The organism is Phenylobacterium sp. LjRoot97 (genome assembly GCF_964254345.1).
Classification (GTDB): Bacteria; Pseudomonadota; Alphaproteobacteria; order Caulobacterales; family Caulobacteraceae; genus Phenylobacterium.
Genome location: NZ_CAXUTH020000001.1, coordinates 2,291,165 through 2,307,679, shown reverse-complemented (window position 1 = coordinate 2,307,679; position 16,515 = coordinate 2,291,165). Strand labels below are relative to the sequence as shown.

The 16,515-nt window shown below is 69.8% G+C and carries 15 protein-coding genes; 13 read left to right on the top strand and 2 right to left on the bottom strand.

The window, feature by feature from the left end:
• Nucleotides 1-33 precede the first annotated feature (33 nt).
• Nucleotides 34-1,137: an LptF/LptG family permease gene (locus ACSQ2H_RS11490; RefSeq protein WP_436061525.1), complete on the bottom strand. Its 1,104-nt coding sequence runs from the start codon at nt 1,135-1,137 to the stop codon at nt 34-36.
• Nucleotides 1,134-2,279: an LPS export ABC transporter permease LptF gene (lptF, locus tag ACSQ2H_RS11485; RefSeq protein WP_436061524.1), complete on the bottom strand. Its 1,146-nt coding sequence runs from the start codon at nt 2,277-2,279 to the stop codon at nt 1,134-1,136. The genes ACSQ2H_RS11490 and lptF overlap by 4 nt, the downstream gene beginning before the upstream one ends.
• Nucleotides 2,280-2,433: 154 nt before the next feature.
• On the opposite strand from lptF, the gene ACSQ2H_RS11480 reads away from it, so the two are divergent.
• The 13 genes from ACSQ2H_RS11480 to corA all read left to right on the top strand — a co-directional run bounded on the left by ACSQ2H_RS11480 (nt 2,434) and on the right by corA (nt 16,515).
• A complete protein-coding gene (locus ACSQ2H_RS11480) occupies nt 2,434-3,909 on the top strand; it encodes a leucyl aminopeptidase (RefSeq protein WP_436061523.1) in 1,476 nt (491 codons plus the stop codon).
• A 169-nt stretch (nt 3,910-4,078) separates the two neighbouring features.
• Complete coding sequence (locus ACSQ2H_RS11475; RefSeq protein ID WP_436061522.1) at nt 4,079-4,783, top strand: hypothetical protein; 705 nt, start codon at nt 4,079-4,081, stop codon at nt 4,781-4,783.
• On the top strand, nt 4,780-5,238 hold the full coding sequence (locus ACSQ2H_RS11470; RefSeq protein ID WP_436061521.1) for a DNA polymerase III subunit chi: 459 nt from the start codon (nt 4,780-4,782) through the stop codon (nt 5,236-5,238). Before ACSQ2H_RS11475 ends, ACSQ2H_RS11470 begins: the two co-directional genes overlap by 4 nt.
• A complete protein-coding gene (locus tag ACSQ2H_RS11465) occupies nt 5,235-5,558 on the top strand; it encodes an I78 family peptidase inhibitor (RefSeq protein WP_436061520.1) in 324 nt (107 codons plus the stop codon). The genes ACSQ2H_RS11470 and ACSQ2H_RS11465 overlap by 4 nt, the downstream gene beginning before the upstream one ends.
• A 13-nt stretch (nt 5,559-5,571) precedes the next feature.
• A complete protein-coding gene (gene mobA / locus ACSQ2H_RS11460; protein ID WP_436061519.1) occupies nt 5,572-6,147 on the top strand; it encodes a molybdenum cofactor guanylyltransferase in 576 nt (191 codons plus the stop codon).
• 88 nt (nt 6,148-6,235) lie between these two features.
• The gene (locus ACSQ2H_RS11455; RefSeq protein WP_436061518.1) at nt 6,236-6,814 is read left to right on the top strand and encodes an ANTAR domain-containing response regulator; all 579 of its coding nucleotides are present in this window, start codon (nt 6,236-6,238) and stop codon (nt 6,812-6,814) included.
• Complete coding sequence (locus tag ACSQ2H_RS11450; RefSeq protein ID WP_436061517.1) at nt 6,811-7,803, top strand: CmpA/NrtA family ABC transporter substrate-binding protein; 993 nt, start codon at nt 6,811-6,813, stop codon at nt 7,801-7,803. Before ACSQ2H_RS11455 ends, ACSQ2H_RS11450 begins: the two co-directional genes overlap by 4 nt.
• A 223-nt stretch (nt 7,804-8,026) precedes the next feature.
• Complete coding sequence (locus tag ACSQ2H_RS11445) at nt 8,027-9,244, top strand: nitrate/nitrite transporter (RefSeq protein WP_436061516.1); 1,218 nt, start codon at nt 8,027-8,029, stop codon at nt 9,242-9,244.
• Nucleotides 9,245-9,270: 26 nt separating this feature from the next.
• Nucleotides 9,271-11,727, top strand: a complete 2,457-nt coding sequence (gene nirB, locus ACSQ2H_RS11440; RefSeq protein WP_436061515.1) for a nitrite reductase large subunit NirB — start codon at nt 9,271-9,273, stop codon at nt 11,725-11,727.
• A complete protein-coding gene (gene nirD / locus ACSQ2H_RS11435) occupies nt 11,724-12,062 on the top strand; it encodes a nitrite reductase small subunit NirD (RefSeq protein ID WP_436061514.1) in 339 nt (112 codons plus the stop codon). The genes nirB and nirD overlap by 4 nt, the downstream gene beginning before the upstream one ends.
• 4 nt (nt 12,063-12,066) lie before the next feature.
• Nucleotides 12,067-14,727, top strand: a complete 2,661-nt coding sequence (locus tag ACSQ2H_RS11430) for a molybdopterin-dependent oxidoreductase (RefSeq protein WP_436061513.1) — start codon at nt 12,067-12,069, stop codon at nt 14,725-14,727.
• Nucleotides 14,717-15,478 carry a uroporphyrinogen-III C-methyltransferase gene (gene cobA / locus ACSQ2H_RS11425; RefSeq protein WP_436061512.1) on the top strand — a complete coding sequence of 254 codons (762 nt, stop codon included), beginning with the start codon at nt 14,717-14,719 and terminating at the stop codon, nt 15,476-15,478. Before ACSQ2H_RS11430 ends, cobA begins: the two co-directional genes overlap by 11 nt.
• A gap of 68 nt (nt 15,479-15,546) precedes the next feature.
• Nucleotides 15,547-16,515: a magnesium/cobalt transporter CorA gene (corA, locus tag ACSQ2H_RS11420; RefSeq protein ID WP_436061511.1), complete on the top strand. Its 969-nt coding sequence runs from the start codon at nt 15,547-15,549 to the stop codon at nt 16,513-16,515.

Sequence of the window (16,515 nt, the reverse complement as noted above, 5' to 3'; positions counted from 1 at the left end):
AAGGCGTGATGCATAGCCGGTCAGTCCGGCGATTCAACCGTCTTCGGTGTAACAGAGCAGCGCGACGCCCGACAGCAGCGCCACCAAAGGCGGCGCCCAGGCTGCCGCAAACAGCGGGATGATGTCGGCGCCGGCCAGCGCGCCCGAGAACTCGTTGAAGAAAAACACGATGAAGCCCAGCCCGACGCCGGCCCCAGCCAGGCCCGCCAGCCCGCCAAGCCGCGCCAGGCGAAGTGAGAACGCCGCAGCTAGGATCGACATGGCCGCGAACAGCACAGGGGTGGCCAGGAGCTGCTGGAAACGCAGCCGGTAGCCGTTGCCGGAGAACCCGGCGGCTTCCGTCAGGCGGATCGCGTCGGGCAGCCGCCAGAAGGCGACGGATTGCGGCGCCGCGTAGCGCTCCATCGCCGACTCGGCGTCCAGCGTCGAGCGGATCGACAGCGAGTCGGAGCGCACGGAACTCTCGCCGGCGCTGGCCTCGCGCACGTCCCAGAGTTTCCAATAGCCGGGATAGAGCTGGGCCTCGGCCGCTTCCAGCCGACGCTTGAACTCAGGGCGGCCGGCGCGGTCCTTCTGATAGACGAAGACCGAAACCGAGCGCAGGCGCACGCGGCCCTGTTCGGTGTCGCGCTGCTTGGCGTGGATGACCATCTGAGTCCGGTCGTCGCCCTGGCGCAGCCACACCTCCTTGGGCGCGTCGGTCAGGTAGTTCTCCATCAGGTTGGCGCGGTCGGATTCGTACCTGGCGCTGAAGGTCGCGGCGAGGGGGTTGAACACCAGCACCACGGCCACGCCGATCAGGAAGGCCACTGCCGCGGACGGCAGGATGAAACGCCAGGCCGAGACGCCGGCTGCGCGCATGGCGACCAGTTCGGATCGGCGGTTGAGGCCGACATAGGCCGCGATACCGCCGAACAGGAACACGAACGGCAACAGCAGCAGCACGACCGAAGGGGCCTGCAGCAGGGTCAGGCCGAACAGCTGGGCGACGCCCACGTCGGCGCGCACCGCGACCTCACGCGAGAGGTTGACGAAGGAGACCAGGATGATCACCGCCGAGATCACCGCCAGCGCCGCGCCGACGCCGGCCAGGGTGCGGCCCATCACATAGCGTTCGAGCTTGCCGGCGCCGATCATGCGGCGGCCTCCCCGTGGCGGCTGATCCGATGAGGTTTCAGCCGCATGTCGATGAAACGCGAGACCTTTTCGCGGAATATGCCGCGCAGCCCGACATAGGTCGCCGCGACCGGCACCATGTACTGCAGCACGTTCAGCCAGGCGGCTTCTTCCGACGCGGCCTGGACCACGAAGCCAAGGATCCGGAACCCGACCGCCACCGCGCTGATGATCGCGATGCGCCGGCCATAGCCCATGCGGCTGAATCCGCCGCCGATGATCGCGGTGAAGGCCAGCGCCATCAGCGCGATGTTGTAGAGCGGGCTGGCGATGCGGTTATGGCCCTCGGCCAGCAGCTTCAGCTGGTTCCGCTTCTCCCAGTCCTGGGTCAGGTCGGGGAACAGCAGCTCGTGCAGATAGCGGTCCGACGGCTTGAAGTGGATCAGCTCGTCGCTGCGCATGAACGGCGCGAGTTCGTAGGGATAGTCGTCGAAGGTCAGGTAGTTGAGGACGTCGGCCTTATCGAACTCCTGCATCGAGCCGCGATGCATGGCCAGAACCGGCTTGCCGTTGCGCTTCTCGATTCGGCCTTCCTCGGCCGTGTACGTAGTGGCGCCGCCGCCGTCCTTCTCCTGGTGGATGAACAGGTTGTGGATTAAACCTGTGGCGTCGACGGACTGGGCGTAGACGGTCAGGCCCGGGGCTGGGTTCGTGAACTCGCCCTCGCGGATCAGGGTCGAGGCCAGATCCGTGCGGACTTCGAACAGCGTCTCGCGCATTTCGCGGGCCGCCAGCGGCTGGATCCAGAGGTTCATCACCAGCGCCAGCAACGTGATCATCGAAGCCAGCCGCAAGCCGGGCGCGATCACGCGCCAGCGGCTCATGCCGCCAGCGAAGCAGACGACGATTTCCTGCTCGGTGTGCAGCCGGTTGAGCGAGACCAGGGCCGCCACGAACACCGCGATCGGCAGCACCATGTTGACCAGCTGCGGCATGGCCAGCAGCGTCACCTTGGCGAAGACGAGGGCGCTCTGCCGCTGGCCTACGATCAGGTCCAGCGCCGACAGACTTTGCGAGAGCAAGGCGACAGCCGCCAGCGCGCCCGTGGCCATCACGGTCGGTCCGAGGAGCTGGCGGAGCAGATAACGGTCGATCAGCAGCATGGGCAGAAAAGTGGGGTTCGCCGGGGATTTTGCGCGCCCTGGACGTGAACCTGCTCTAAATCATGCGTCGCCGCGTCACACAACCGCCGCAAGAACAGCCAAGCTTGCGAGCCAGGTGGGCGCGGGCCCAAATTCTATTCGGAGTTCGAGACTGATGGAGATCGAGTTCATCGCGGCTGGCGCGGCGCTTCCTGAGAAGAGCGCCCTGGCCTTGGTGGTGTTCGAAGGCGCGGTGCTGGACGGCGCCGCCGGCCAGGCCGACGCCCAGGCGGGCGGGGCGCTGGCGCGTGCGGCCGCGGCCCAGCGCTTCACCGGCGCCAAAGGCCAGGTCCTGGACGTGCTGGGCGCGGCTGGGGCGGCGAGCCGCATCCTGCTGGTCGGCGCAGGCAAGAAGGACGGCTTCGACGATGTCGGCGCCGAGCACGCAGCGGCCAGCGCCTACAACGCCGTGAAGACCTCGGGCCTGACGACTCTGCGCGTCGAACTGCCGGCCGGCGGTTCATCGGCGCATGCGGGCCTGGGCGTGCGCCTGGCTTCCTACCGTTTCGATCGCTACCGGACCAAGGAACCGGCGGACAAGAAGCCGTCGATCGCCAAGGCCCAGATCGTCGCCGACGACGCTGATAAGGCGCTCGCCGCCTTCGCTCCGCTGGCGGCGCTGGCCGATGCGGTGGCGTTCTCGCGCGACCTGGTCTCCGAGCCGCCGAACGTTCTCTATCCCGCCGAATTCGCCCGCCGGGTGAAGGCGCTCGAGAGTCTCGGCCTCGAGGTCGAGATCCTCGGCGAGGCCGAGATGGAAAAGCTCGGCATGGGCAGCCTGCTGGGCGTGGGGCAGGGCAGCGCCCGCGAGAGCCAGCTGGCGGTCATCAAGTGGTATGGCGCGGCCGACAAGTCGGCCCAGCCGATCGCCTTCGTCGGCAAGGGTGTCTGTTTCGACACCGGCGGCATCTCGATCAAGCCGGCCGACGGCATGGAAGATATGAAGTGGGACATGGGCGGCGCCGGCGCCGTGGCGGGTCTCATGCACGCGCTGGCCGGCCGCAAGGCCAAGGTCAACGCCATCGGCATCCTCGGCCTGGTCGAGAACATGCCCGACGGTAACGCCCAGCGTCCGGGCGACGTGGTCACCTCGATTTCGGGCCAGACCATCGAGATCATCAACACCGACGCCGAAGGCCGCCTCGTGCTGGCCGACGCCATCTGGTACTGCCAGGACCGCTTCAAGCCGAAGTTCATGGTCGACCTGGCCACCCTGACCGGCGCGATCATCATCAGCCTCGGCAACGACTACGCCGGCCTGTTCTCGAACAACGACGAACTGTCGGCCAACCTGCTGGCGGCTTCGGGCGCCGAGGGCGAGCCGCTGTGGCGCATGCCGCTGCCCGCGCAGTACGACAAGAACATCGACTCGATGATCGCCGACATGAAGAACACCGGCGGCAGGCCGGGCGGTTCGATCACCGCGGCGCTGTTCATCCAGCGGTTCGTCAACAACGTGCCCTGGGCGCACCTGGATATCGCCTCGACCGCCTGGAAGAAGCCCTCGACCGTCCCGACCATCCCGGACGGCGCGACCGGCTTCGGCGTTCGGCTGCTGAACCGCATGGTTCAGGACAAGTACGAGGGCTGAGGCTCGATCAGATCCTCCCCTTCTGGGGGAGGTGGATCGATGCGCAGCATCGAGACGGAGGGGGACTGCTCTCGCTCAGCAGGGTCAAAGTCCCCCTCAGTCAGCTATATGGGCTGACAGCTCCCCCAGAGGGGGAGCATCGAGCCGCATATGCGTTACAAGCACCCCAATGCGATTCATCCTGCTTCACAGCCCGCTGACGGGCGCAGCGCCCTGGGGCCCGGTCGCGGCCGAACTGGCGGCGCGCGGGATCGAGTCGACGCGGCCGGTGATCCCGCCGATGGCGGCGCTGGCGGCGCCTTACTACGCGAGCGCAGCTCAGGCCGTAGCGGCCCAGGTGCTGAGCCAGGGCGGCCCTTTCGTCTTGGCCGTTCACTCGGCCGCGGGGGGGCTGGCGCCTTCCGTCGTCGCGGCCGCAAAGGGCCAGGTCCGCGGCGTACTCTATGTCGACGCCATCCCGCCGCATCCCGGCCGCTGCTGGTTCGAGACCGCGGGCGACGGCCTGGTGGCGAGCCTGAAGGCCAAGGCGGAGGACGGCATGGTCCCGGCCTGGGACCAGTGGTTTCCCCCCGGCGCGCTGGAGAGCCTGTTGCCGGAAGGCCCGCTGCGTGAACGGTTCATCGGCGAACTCGCCGCCACGCCGCTGGCTTGGTTCGAGGAGACCGCGCCGCAGATGGACTTGCCGAGCGACGTCGGCTGGGGCTTCCTGCGGCTCTCGAAGGCCTATGAACGGGAGGCGGGCGAGGCGCGGCGGCTAGGATGGCCGACCCTGCGGCGCGACCTGCATCACCTGTCCATGGCCGCGCACCCGACGGAGGTGACCAACGCCATGCTCGCCCTGACCCGGCTCCTGGGATTGAAGGCGAGCGCGTGAGCGAGGCTCCCTGCGAGGTCTGGTTCTACCACCTGGAGCGCTCCGGATTGGATCAGGTGCTGCCCGACCTGCTTGAGCGCACGCTCGGCCGCGGCTGGAAGGCGATCGTGCGGGCGCGCGAGGCGGACCGGATCGAGCATCTCGACGGCTGGCTATGGTCCTATCGTGACGACAGCTTCCTGCCGCACGGGACCTCGGATGAGCCCCAGAAGGCGCGTCAACCGATCCTGCTGACCCTGGAGATGGACAATCCGAACGAAGCCGACGTGCTCTTCGTCGTCGACGGGGCCGAGCCGGGAGACCTTGTCGGGTACGCCCGATGCATGATCGTGTTCGACGGTCGCGACGACGCCCAGCTGGCGCTCGCGCGCAGTCAGTGGAAAGCGGTCAAGGCCAAGGGGCATCCCGCGGTCTACTGGAAGCAACAAGAGCGGGGATGGGAGAAACAGGCATGAAGAAGTTCATCATCCTTGGCGCGACGCTGATGGCCCTGGCGGCCTGCGCCGACAGCCCGCCGGTTCCGCCGCCTGCGCCCCCGAAGCCGGCCCCGCCGCCTGCGCCGCCCCCGCCGCCGAAGGAGCCGGATCAGTGCGGCGCGGCCGAGGCGCAGAAGTTCGTCGGCCGTCCGCGGACCGAGATCCCGGTGCCGGTGCTGCCGAACCTGCAGCGCGTGGTCTGCACGACCTGCCCGATGACCATGGACTTCAATGCGCGGCGGCTGAACTTCGTGTACGACGCAGCCACCGGCGTCGTGAAAGAGGTCAAGTGCGGCTAGGCCCGCCGACCAGATGAGCTCCGCGCTCGGTGCGATGATCCTGACAGGCGGCGCCTCCAGACGGATGGGCGCCGACAAGGCCACTCAGCTCTGGGGCGGGATCACCGCCGTCGAGCGCGTCGCCGCCCTGGCCGCGGCGGTCGGGGCGAAGCCTGTGATCACCGTCGGCGGCGCATCGCATGGCCTGCCGCATGTCCGCGACGAGCCGCCGCTGGGCGGGCCGGTCGGCGGGGTGCTGGCCGGGGCCCAGGCTTTGCGCCAGGCGGGCTGCATGCGCATGCTGGTCCTCGCGGTCGACGCGCCGACCTTGTTGGCCTCGGACTTGGCTCCGCTGATCGAGGCTAAAGAGCCCGGCGCCGCCTTCGCCGGACTGCATCTCCCCATGGTCTTGAGTCTCTCGACCTTGCCAGCCGACGCCGAGCCCGGCTGGCCGTTGGCTCGGTTGGCCGAACGCGCCGGACTGGCGCGGCCGACCTGCCCGCCGGCGGTCGTCGGGCGAATCCGCGGCGCGAACACGCTAGGCGAGCGCGATGCGCTGCTGGCGTGCATGTCGCGCGACAATTCTGCTGAGAAACCGGGCGCCGGCTGACCGATCGATAGGCGTTTCAAGGTTGCAAACAACCAGGGAGGGCCTCGCCCCCTGCTCAAGCGCCGCGCCTCGCTCTTAGTCGAGCGGCATGCGCGTGCTCGTCATCGATCCTGATCCCGCCCGGGCCGCCCTCGTCGCCGAGGGCCTGGCCGGCGTCGAACCGTTGGAGGTCCGGCGGGCCGCAGTGTTCGTCGAGGCGGAGGTCGCGCGCTTCGGTCCGGACGTTGTGGTGGTCGCCGCAGACAGCCCGGACCGCGACACCCTCGAGAGCCTGCGGGAAACCAGCCTGGCGAACCCGCGCCCCGTGGTGATGTTCGTCGACCGCTCCGAGCCAGGGCTGGCGGAAGAGGCGGTGCGGGCAGGGGTCGCCGCCTACATCGTCGATGGCCTCGCGGTCGGCCGGGTTCGCGCGATCCTCGAGGTGGCGATGACCCGCTTCCAGCTGATGAGCCAGCTGCGCCAGGACCTGGAGCGCGCCAAGGCGGACTTGGCCTCGCGCAAGACGGTCGATCGGGCCAAGGCGCTGCTGATGAAAGAGCGAGGGCTGGAGGAGGATGCGGCCTATCGGCTGCTCCGCAAGCTCTCGATGGACACCGGCCGGCCGCTGGGCGCGGTCGCGGCGGACCTGCTCGCCTTTGCGGGCGTGCTGAAGGGAGACGGCGCATGAGCCGCAGCGAGGTCCTGAGACTGGGCTTCGTGCCCCTGACCGACTGCGCCCCGCTGGTGATCGCCAAGGAGCGAGGCTTCTTCGAAGCGCATGGGCTGAGGGTCGAGCTGAGCCGCGAGGTGTCCTGGGCGACGATCCGCGACAAGGTCGCGGTCGGGGCGCTCGACGGCGCCCACATGCTGGCGCCGCTGGCCTTGGCCGCGACGATGGGGGCCGGCAGCGAGCCGACGCCGATGATCGCGCCGATGGCGCTGAACCTGAACGGCGCGGCCGTGACGCTGTCGACTCGGCTCACCGCGGCGCCGGGCGAGAACGGCGAGGCGATGGCGCTCGCCAAACTGATCGCGCGCCGGCGCAAGGAAGGGGCGAGCCCGCTCACCTTCGCGGTCGTCTATCCGTACTCGGTGCACAACTATCTGCTGCGCGACTGGCTGGCGGCGGCCGGAGTCGACCCGGACAACGACATCCGGCTGACGGTCGCCGCGCCATCGCGGATGGCCGAACTGCTGGCCGACGGGGTGATCGAAGGCTTCAGCGCGGGCGAACCCTGGAGCAGCGTCGCGGTGGCGTCAGGCGCCGGGCGTGTCGCCGTCCGCGCCTCGCAACTCTGGGGGCGGGCGCCGGACAAGGTGCTGGGCGTGACCCAGGAATGGGCCGAGGAGAACGGCGAGGTCCTGGCCAGGTTGTTGCGGGCGCTGATCGCCGCCGCGGCCTGGTGCGACGCTCCCGAACATCGCGGCGAGCTTTCGGGTCTGCTGGCTGGCGCTCCCTACGTCGACGCGCCCCGCTCGGTTATCGCCGCCAGTCTGGACGACGTGATCTTCCATCGCGACGGGGCCAACGCCCCGCGCCCGGCGCAGGCCGCCTGGCTGCTGGGCCAGATGGCGCGCTGGGGCCAGGTCGCCGCCGACGCAGAGGCCTCGTCCGTGGCGGGACAGGTTTACCGCCTCGATCTCTACGAAGCCGCGCGCGCCGGTCAGAACGCCTAAAATCCGATCACGGCCCTCGGCCGGCGCCGAGATTTTGCGCTGCAGCAAAGACCTCTCGGTTCGCGCCTGATTTGCACGTGACGCCCACAGCGACCCGGGTTCTGCTGGTCTCGGCCTCAGGACAACGGCGTTCGCGGCCTCTGGAAACCGCCCGATGACGGGCGGACCTCCGCCTTCGGCGACGCCGCCGCTTCCGTTCATTCCTGCACGGGGCCAACCAGCCATGCTGAGTCGTTCATTCCTAAAGTCGGGCCACACGCCGACCCTGCTCTCGGCGTTCCTCTATTTCGACCTCAGCTTCATGGTCTGGGTGATCCTGGGACCGCTGGGCGTCGCCATTTCCAAGAGCCTGCACCTCGATCCCGGCCAGAAGGGGCTGATGGTCGCTATTCCGGTGCTGTCCGGCGCGCTCCTGCGGCTGGTGGCCGGCGTCATGGTCGATCACATCGGACCCAAGAAGACCGGCCTGATCGGCCAGGTCATCGTCATGGCCGGCTTGGGCCTGGCCTGGTTCATGGGGATCAACAGCTACAACCAGGTGCTGATGCTCGGCGTGGTGCTGGGCGTGGCCGGGGCCTCGTTCGCCGTAGCCCTGCCGCTGGCCTCGCGCTGGTATCCGCCGGAACACCAGGGCCTGGCGCTCGGCATCGCCGGCGCCGGGAACTCCGGCACCGCCCTGGCGGCGCTGTTCGCCCCGGGCCTGGCCCAGACCTTCGGCTGGACCAATGTCATCGGCCTGGCGGTGCTGCCGCTGGCCGTCGCCTTCGTGGTCTATCTGATCTTCGCCAAGGACGCGCCGAACCGTCCGCCGCCCAAGCAGCTGTCCGAGTACCTCGGCGTGCTGCGCACCGCCGACGCCTGGTGGCTGATGCTGCTCTACGGCGTGACCTTCGGCGGCTTCGTCGGCCTGTCGTCGTCGCTGACCATCTACTTCAACTCCGAGTACGGCCTGTCCGCGGTGACCGCCGGCTTCTTCACGGCCGCCTGCGTGTTCGCCGGCTCGTTCATCCGCCCGGTCGGCGGGGCGCTCGCCGATCGCTTCGGCGGCGTCCGCACCCTGACGGTCGTCTACATGCTGGCCGCGGTCGGCCTGACCCTGGCCAGCTTCGAGGCGACCAATCCCTACATCGCCCTCGGCGTGCTGATGTTCAGCATGATGGCGCTGGGAGCCGGCAACGGCGCGGTGTTCCAGCTCGCGCCGCAGCGGTTCGGCAAGGAGATCGGCGTCGTCACCGGCCTGGTCGGCATGACCGGCGGCATCGGCGGCTTCTACCTGGCCGCCAGCCTCGGCTGGGCCAAGCAGGCGACCGGCAGCTACCAGCCGGGTCTGCTGGCCTTCGCGGGGCTGGCCCTTCTGGCCCTGGCCTGCCTGACCGGGGTGAAGGCGCGCTGGCGCCAGACCTGGGGCGCGCAGACCGCCGGCGCCCAGCTTCGCCTTTGACTTCCTCAGTGACCGGGAGCCTTACGATGCCCAAGGAAAAGCTCGTCGTCATCGGCAACGGCATGGCCGGCTGCCGGGCGGTCCAGGAAGTGCTCAAGCGCGACCCTGACCGCTACGAGATCACCATCTTCGGCGCCGAGCCGCGGGTGAACTATGACCGCATCATGCTCTCGCCAGTGCTGGCCGGGGAGAAGGCCTTCGAGGACATCGTCCTCAACGACGAGGCCTGGTACCGCGACAACGGCATCGCCCTGCACGCCGGTCATGCGGTGTCGCAGATCGACCGCGAGGCCAAGGTCGTGCGCACGGCGTCCGGCCTGGCCGAGCCCTACGACCGGCTGCTGCTGGCCATAGGCTCGGACCCGGTGCGGCTGCCGCTGCCGGGCGCGGACCTAGAGGGCGTGGTCACCTTCCGCGACCTGGACGACGTCGAGGCTATGGTCGCGGCCGCCGCCAGACCGGGCGCAAAGGCCGTGGTGATCGGCGGCGGACTGCTGGGCATCGAGGCGGCGTATGGACTGGTCCGGCGCGGCATGGCGGCGACCGTCATCCACCTGATGGACGTGTTGATGGAGCGCCAGCTGGACGCCTCCGCCGGCTTCCTGCTGGTCGAGGCCATGGCCCAGCGCGGCGTCGACACGGTGCTGGGCGCCCAGTCCGAGGAGATCGTCGGCCAGGACGGCAAGGTTGCGGGCTTGCGGCTCAAGGATGGCCGGGTGCTGCCGTGCGACATCCTGGTGATGGCCGTCGGCATTCGTCCCAACACGACGCTGGCCCGCGAAGCCGGCCTGGAGATCGGCCGCGGGATCGTCGTCGACGACGCCATGCGCACGTCCGACCCGGCGATCCTGGCGGTCGGAGAGTGCGCCGAGCACCGGGGCCAGTGCTATGGCCTGGTCGCGCCGATCTGGGAGATGTGCAAGGCGCTGGGCCAGACCCTGACCCAGGGCGAGGGGGCCTACGAGGGCTCGGTGCTCTCGACGCGGCTGAAGGTGTCGGGCGTCGACGTGTTCTCGGCCGGCAAGTTCGGCGGCGGGGCCGAGTGCGAGGACATCGTGTTCCGCGACGCCGGGCGCGGGGTCTACAAGCGCGTGGTGCTGGAGAACGGCAAGGTGGCCGGGGCGGTGCTGTTCGGCGACGCCGCAGACGGGCCCTGGTACTTCGACCTGATGAAGTCGGGCGCCGAGGTCGCCGACATCCGCGAGACCCTCATCTTCGGCCAAAGCGTGACGGAGGGCCTTCGGGGTCTGGACCCTAGCGCAGCCGTTGCCGCCATGGCCGACGAGGCCGAGGTCTGCGGCTGCAACGGCGTCTGCAAGGGCGAGATCACCGGCGCGATCACCGGGCAGGGGCTCTCGACCCTGGACTCGGTGCGCGCGGTCACCAAGGCGTCGGCATCGTGCGGTTCCTGCACGCCGCTGGTCGAAAAGCTGCTGAAACTGACGCTCGGCGACGGCTTCCAGGCGCAGACCGGCCCCAAGCCGGTGTGCGGTTGCACGCCCAAGGGTCACGACGAGGTCCGCCGGCGGATCGTCGCCGAAGGGCTGAAGTCGATCCCGGCCGCCATGCAGGGGCTGGAGTGGGCGACGCCCGACGGCTGCGCCTCGTGCCGGCCGGCGCTGAACTACTACCTGCTGTGCGCCTGGCCGGGCGAGTACCGCGACGACAAGCAGTCGCGGTTCATCAACGAGCGCGCCCACGCGAACATCCAGAAGGACGGCACCTATTCGGTCGTGCCGCGGATGTGGGGCGGCATGACCAGCGCCGCCGAACTGCGCGCCATCGCCGACGTGGTCGAGAAGTTCGACGTGCCGGCGGTGAAGGTCACGGGCGGCCAGCGCATCGACCTGCTGGGGGTCAGGAAAGACGATCTGCCCGCGGTGTGGGCCGACCTAAACGCGGCCGGCATGGTGAGCGGCCACGCCTACGCCAAGGGCCTGCGGACCGTAAAGACCTGCGTCGGTTCGGACTGGTGCCGGTTCGGGACGCAGGACTCCACCGGCCTGGGCGTGCGGCTGGAGAAGTTCATGTGGGGCTCGTGGGCGCCGGCCAAGGTCAAGCTGGCCGTCTCCGGCTGCCCGCGCAACTGCGCCGAGGCGACCTGCAAGGACATCGGGGTGATCTGCGTCGACAGCGGCTACGAGATCCATGTCGGCGGCGCGGCGGGCCTGCACATCCAGGGCACCGAGATCCTGACCAAGGTCGCCAGCGAGGACGAGGCGGTCTGGACCATCTGCGCCATCACCCAGCTCTATCGCGAGAACGGCTGGTATCTGGAGCGGATCTACAAGTGGATGGCGCGCGTCGGCCTGGAGAGCATCAAGGCTCAGGTCGAGGATCCCGAGGGCCGCAAGGCGCTCTACGACCGGTTCGCCTACTCGCAGAGGTTCTCGCGCATCGACCCCTGGGCCGAACGTGTCGCCGGCCGCCATGCCGAAGAGTTCAACCCGCTTAGCCGCCGTATGGAGTTCGCGCCGTCATGAACGTGCTGGTGAAAGACTCGATCGCCTGGACCGATGTCGGGGCGGTGACCGACATCCCGCTGCGCGGCGCGCGCCGGGTGCCGACTCCGGAGGGCGACATCGCCATCTTCCGGACCGGCGACGGCAAGGTGTTCGCGCTGAAGGATGCCTGTCCCCACAAGGGCGGGCCGTTGAGCCAGGGCATCGTCCACGGCCATGCGGTGGCCTGTCCGCTGCACAACTGGTCGATCGACCTCGCCAGCGGCGAGCCGATGGGCGCCGACCGCGGCAAGGGCTGTACGCCGGTCGTACCGCTGGAGGTCCGCGACGGCCGCCTGCTGCTGGGACGGAGCTGAGGCGATGGGCGGGGGCGCGGTTCGTACGGCTTGCCCCTATTGCGGCGTCGGCTGCGGCGTCGCGGGCAAGCCGGAAGGGCGGGCGTTGGAGGTTGCGGGCGACGCCGCGCATCCGTCGAACTTCGGCCGCTTGTGCTCGAAGGGCTCGGCGCTAGGGGCGACGGTCGGTCTGGACGGGCGGTTGCAGACGCCGGTCATCGGCCGGCGGGCGGCAAGCTGGGACGAGGCTACGGCGCTGGTCGCCAGGCGGTTTCGCGAGACCATCGCGCGGCACGGCCCGGACTCGGTGGCGTTCTACGTCTCGGGCCAGCTGCTGACCGAGGACTACTACGCCGCCAACAAGCTGATGAAGGGCTTCATCGGCTCGGGCAACATCGACACCAACTCGCGGCTGTGCATGGCCTCGGCGGTCGTGGCGCACAAGCAGGCGTTCGGGGCCGACCTGGTGCCGGGCTGTTACGAGGACCTCGATCTCGCCGATCTCGTGGTGTTCTCCGGCCACAACGCGGCCTGGACCCATCCGGTGCTGTTCCGGCGCATGGAGCAGGCGCGGGCGCGCGGCCAGCGGCACGTGGTCATCGACCCGCGCCGCACCGACACCGCCGAGGTCGCGGACCTCCACCTGGCCCTGGCCCCGCAGAGCGACGTTCGGCTGTGGAACGGGCTGCTGGCCGAGCTGGACCGGCGCGGCGCGTTGGACACCGACTACATCGCCGCGCACGTCTCCGGCTTCGACGCCGTGAAGGCGGCGCTGTCGCATGACGACCAGTCCCCCGCGGCGGTGGCGGCCGACTGCGGCGTCCCGCTGGCCGACCTGCAGCAGTTCTTCGACTGGTTCGCGCAGACCCCGCGGACGGTCAGCCTGTTCTCGATGGGCGCGAACCAATCGGCCCAAGGGGTGGCCAAGGGATCGGCGATCCTCAATGTCCACCTGGCCACCGGCCGGATCGGCAAACCGGGCGCGTGCCCGTTCTCGATCACTGGCCAGCCCAACGCCATGGGCGGCCGCGAAACCGGCGGCATGGCCACGACCTTGGCCGGGCACATGGACTTCGACGACGCCTCGCGGGCCCGCGTGGCGCGGTTCTGGGGCGCACAGGACGTCGCCCCGCGTCCGGGCCTGAAGGCGATCGATATGTTCGACGCCATCGCCGACGGCAAGATCAAGGCGCTGTGGGTCATGGCGACCAATCCGGCGGTCAGCCTGCCGAACGCCGGCAAGATCCGTGCGGCGCTGGCGGCCTGTCCGTTCGTGGTGGTCTCCGACTGCATGGCGCAGACCGACACCATGGACTTCGCGCATGTGAAGCTGCCGGCGCTGGCCTGGGGCGAGAAGGACGGCACGGTCACCAATTCCGAGCGGCGGATCTCGCGCCAGCGGCGTCTGTTCGATCCACCGGGCGAGGCGCGGGCGGACTGGCGGATCATCGCCGACGTCGCCGGCGCCATGGGCTGGCCCGAGGCCTTCGACTGGCGCTCGCCCGCCCAGGTGTTCCGCGAATGGGCGCGCCTGACCAACTACGAGAACCAGGGCCGGATGCTGGCGCTGGGGCCGCTGGCGGCCCTCACGCCGCAGGCTTATGAGGCGCTCGAGCCGGTGCAATGGCCGGTGACGGCGGCCGGCGGTACGGCCCGGCTGTTCGAGGACGGCGTCTTCCAAACTCCCGACGGCCGGGCGCGAATGGTGGTCACCCAGGCCAAGGGGCCGGCGCAGGCGACCGATCCGTCGTTCCCGTTGGCGCTCAACACCGGCCGGGTGCGCGACCATTGGCACACGCTGACCCGCACGGCTCTGGCTCCCGACCTCTGCCGCCACACGCCAGAGCCCTATGTCGAGATGCACCCGGCCGACGCCGAGCGCCTGGGCGTGATCGACGGCGCGTTGGCGCGGGTCCAGACCGGGCAGGGCGAGGCGGTGGCGCTGGCCAAGGTGACCGACCGGCAGCGGCCGGGATCGATCTTCATGCCCATGCACTGGACGCAGGCCTTCGCGCCCAGCGGCCGGGCCAACCCACTGGTCGCCGCGGCGGTCGATCCACAGTCCGGGCAGCCGGAGTTCAAGCACACGCCGGCGCGGGTGCGGCCCTACCGGGAGACGTGGCGCGGGTTCTTCATCGCCCGCGAAGGCTGGGCGGCACCGGCCGGCCTCGATCTCGTTTGGCGGCGCATCCCGCAGCACGGCTGCCAGCTGCACGAGTTCGCGGGACGCGGCGACGAGGCTGAACGCGAGGCGGTCCGCCGAGCCCTCGTCAAAGGCGTCTCGGGCGAGCCATTACGGTACGAGGACGCCGCCGCCGGCAGCCTGCGTGAGGCCTATCTGGCCGGCGAGGCGCTGGACCGGGTGCTGTTTACGGCCACCAGTGGGGCGCTGCCGCCGCGCGACTGGTTGGCCGAACTGTTCGCCAAGGAGGCTCTCAGCGCGCTCGACCGCACGGCGTTGCTGATCGGCCGAGCCCCGGGCCGCGTGGTCGATAGCGCGCCGCTGGTCTGCGCCTGCCGAGGCGTGCGGGCCGACAAGATCGGCGCGGCGATCGCGGCCGGCGCCGGCTCGGTCGACGCCGTCAGCGAGGCCACGGGCGCTGGTTCGTCCTGCGGATCCTGCCGGCCCGAGATCGCCCGGATCATCGCTCAGACCCAAAGCAAGGAGGTGCGCCATGCCGCGTGACCCAGGACGCGTTCTACTCGTCGGGGCAGGGCCGGGTTCGGCTGACCTGCTGACGGTGCGCGCAGCGCGGGCGGTGGGCGAGGCCCAAGCGCTGCTCTACGACGCCCTAGTCCCGCAGGAGATCCTGGACCTCGCGCCGGCCAACTGCCTGAAGATCCAGACCGGCAAGCGAGCCGGCCGAACCAGCATGGCCCAGACGACGATCAACCGGCTGATGGTGCGGCTGGCCCGACGCGGCCTCAACGTCGTGCGGCTGAAGGGCGGCGATCCGTCGGTGTTCGGCCGGGTGGGCGAGGAGATGGCGGCGCTGCAGGCGGCCGGGATCGAGGCGCAGGTCATTCCCGGCGTCACCGCAGCGGCGGCGGCGGCCGCACAGTTCGGCTTTCCGCTCACCCACCGCGGCCAGGCCCGGCGGGTGGTGCTGACCACGGCGCGGCTGGACCATGGTAGCCTGGCCGAGGACTGGCGCGCCGCCGCCGATCCGGAAGCGACGCTGGCGATCTACATGGGCGGCGCGGCCGCGGGCGAGATCCGCGACCGTCTGCTGGCCGCCGGACGGCTCGCGGCGACCCCGGTCCTGGCGGTCGAGAACGCGGGCCGGCCTGAGGCGCGGCTGTTCACGGGCGTGCTCGCCGGCCTGGCCGAGATGATCCCTGGCGACCTCGACGGGCCGGTGCTGATCGTCGTCGGCGACGTCGCCGCGCAGGCGGCTGCACAGCAGCCCGCGCAGCTCGCAGAGCTCGCCAGCTAGGCGGGTTGGCCCGGGCGGCGGGGGAGGCGCACACTGCCGCCGATTCCCGTTGTTCGTGGTGAGCCCCGATGAGCGTCATTGCCGCCTATGTCTATGGCGAGGGCCGGCGGGTGCGGGGGATCGACCTGCATGATCCGGCGAGCCTGGAGCTGGAGCCGGGCCAGTTCGCCTGGATCGGCCTGTTCGAGCCGACCGAGCCTGAGCTCGACATCCTGAAGCGGAGGTTCGGCCTGCACCCGCTGGCGGTCGAGGACGCGTTGAAATCCGACCAGCTGCCGAAGGTCGACGTCTATGGCGAGCAGCTGTTCGTGGTCGCCCGCACCGCCCACCTGGAGGGCGAGACGATCGGCTATGGCGAGACCGACATCTTCGTCGGCCCCACCCACATCATCACCGTCCGCCACGGCTCGGCCCGCGCCCACTTGGAGCTGCGCGAGCATCTCGAGGCCGCGCCGGCCCAGCTGAAGCACGGCGTCGACTACGTCCTGCACGCCGTGCTCGACTTCATCGTCGACGGCTACTTCCCGATCGTCGATGCGATCGAGGAGAAGGTGCTGGAGATGGAGCGGTACGCCCTCGACGCCTTCCTGAGCCGCGCCGAGGTGCTGCGCATCTTCGCCCTGCGCCGCGAACTGATGCGCTTCAAGCGGGTGCTGGGCCCGATGGAGGAAGTGGCCAGCCGCCTCGAGCACCATGAGATGCCGTGCATCGACTGGGACGTTCGGCCGTACTTCCGCGATGTCTACGACCACCTCCGGCGAGTCGCCTCGCTCGTTGAGACGCTTCGGGAAGTGCTCTCGTCCGTGTTCGAGGCCAGCAGCCTGATGGAACAGCAGCGCCAGGGCGTGATCACGCGGCGGCTGGCGGCCTGGGCCGCGATCCTGGCGGTCCCGACGGCCATCGCCGGCATCTACGGCATGAACTTTGAGGTCATGCCGGAACTGAAGTGGCGCTACGGCTATCTGTTGGTGATCGTCGTCATCATCGTGATCTGCCTGGGGCTCTATGCCCAGTTCAAGCGGTCGAAGTGGTTGTAG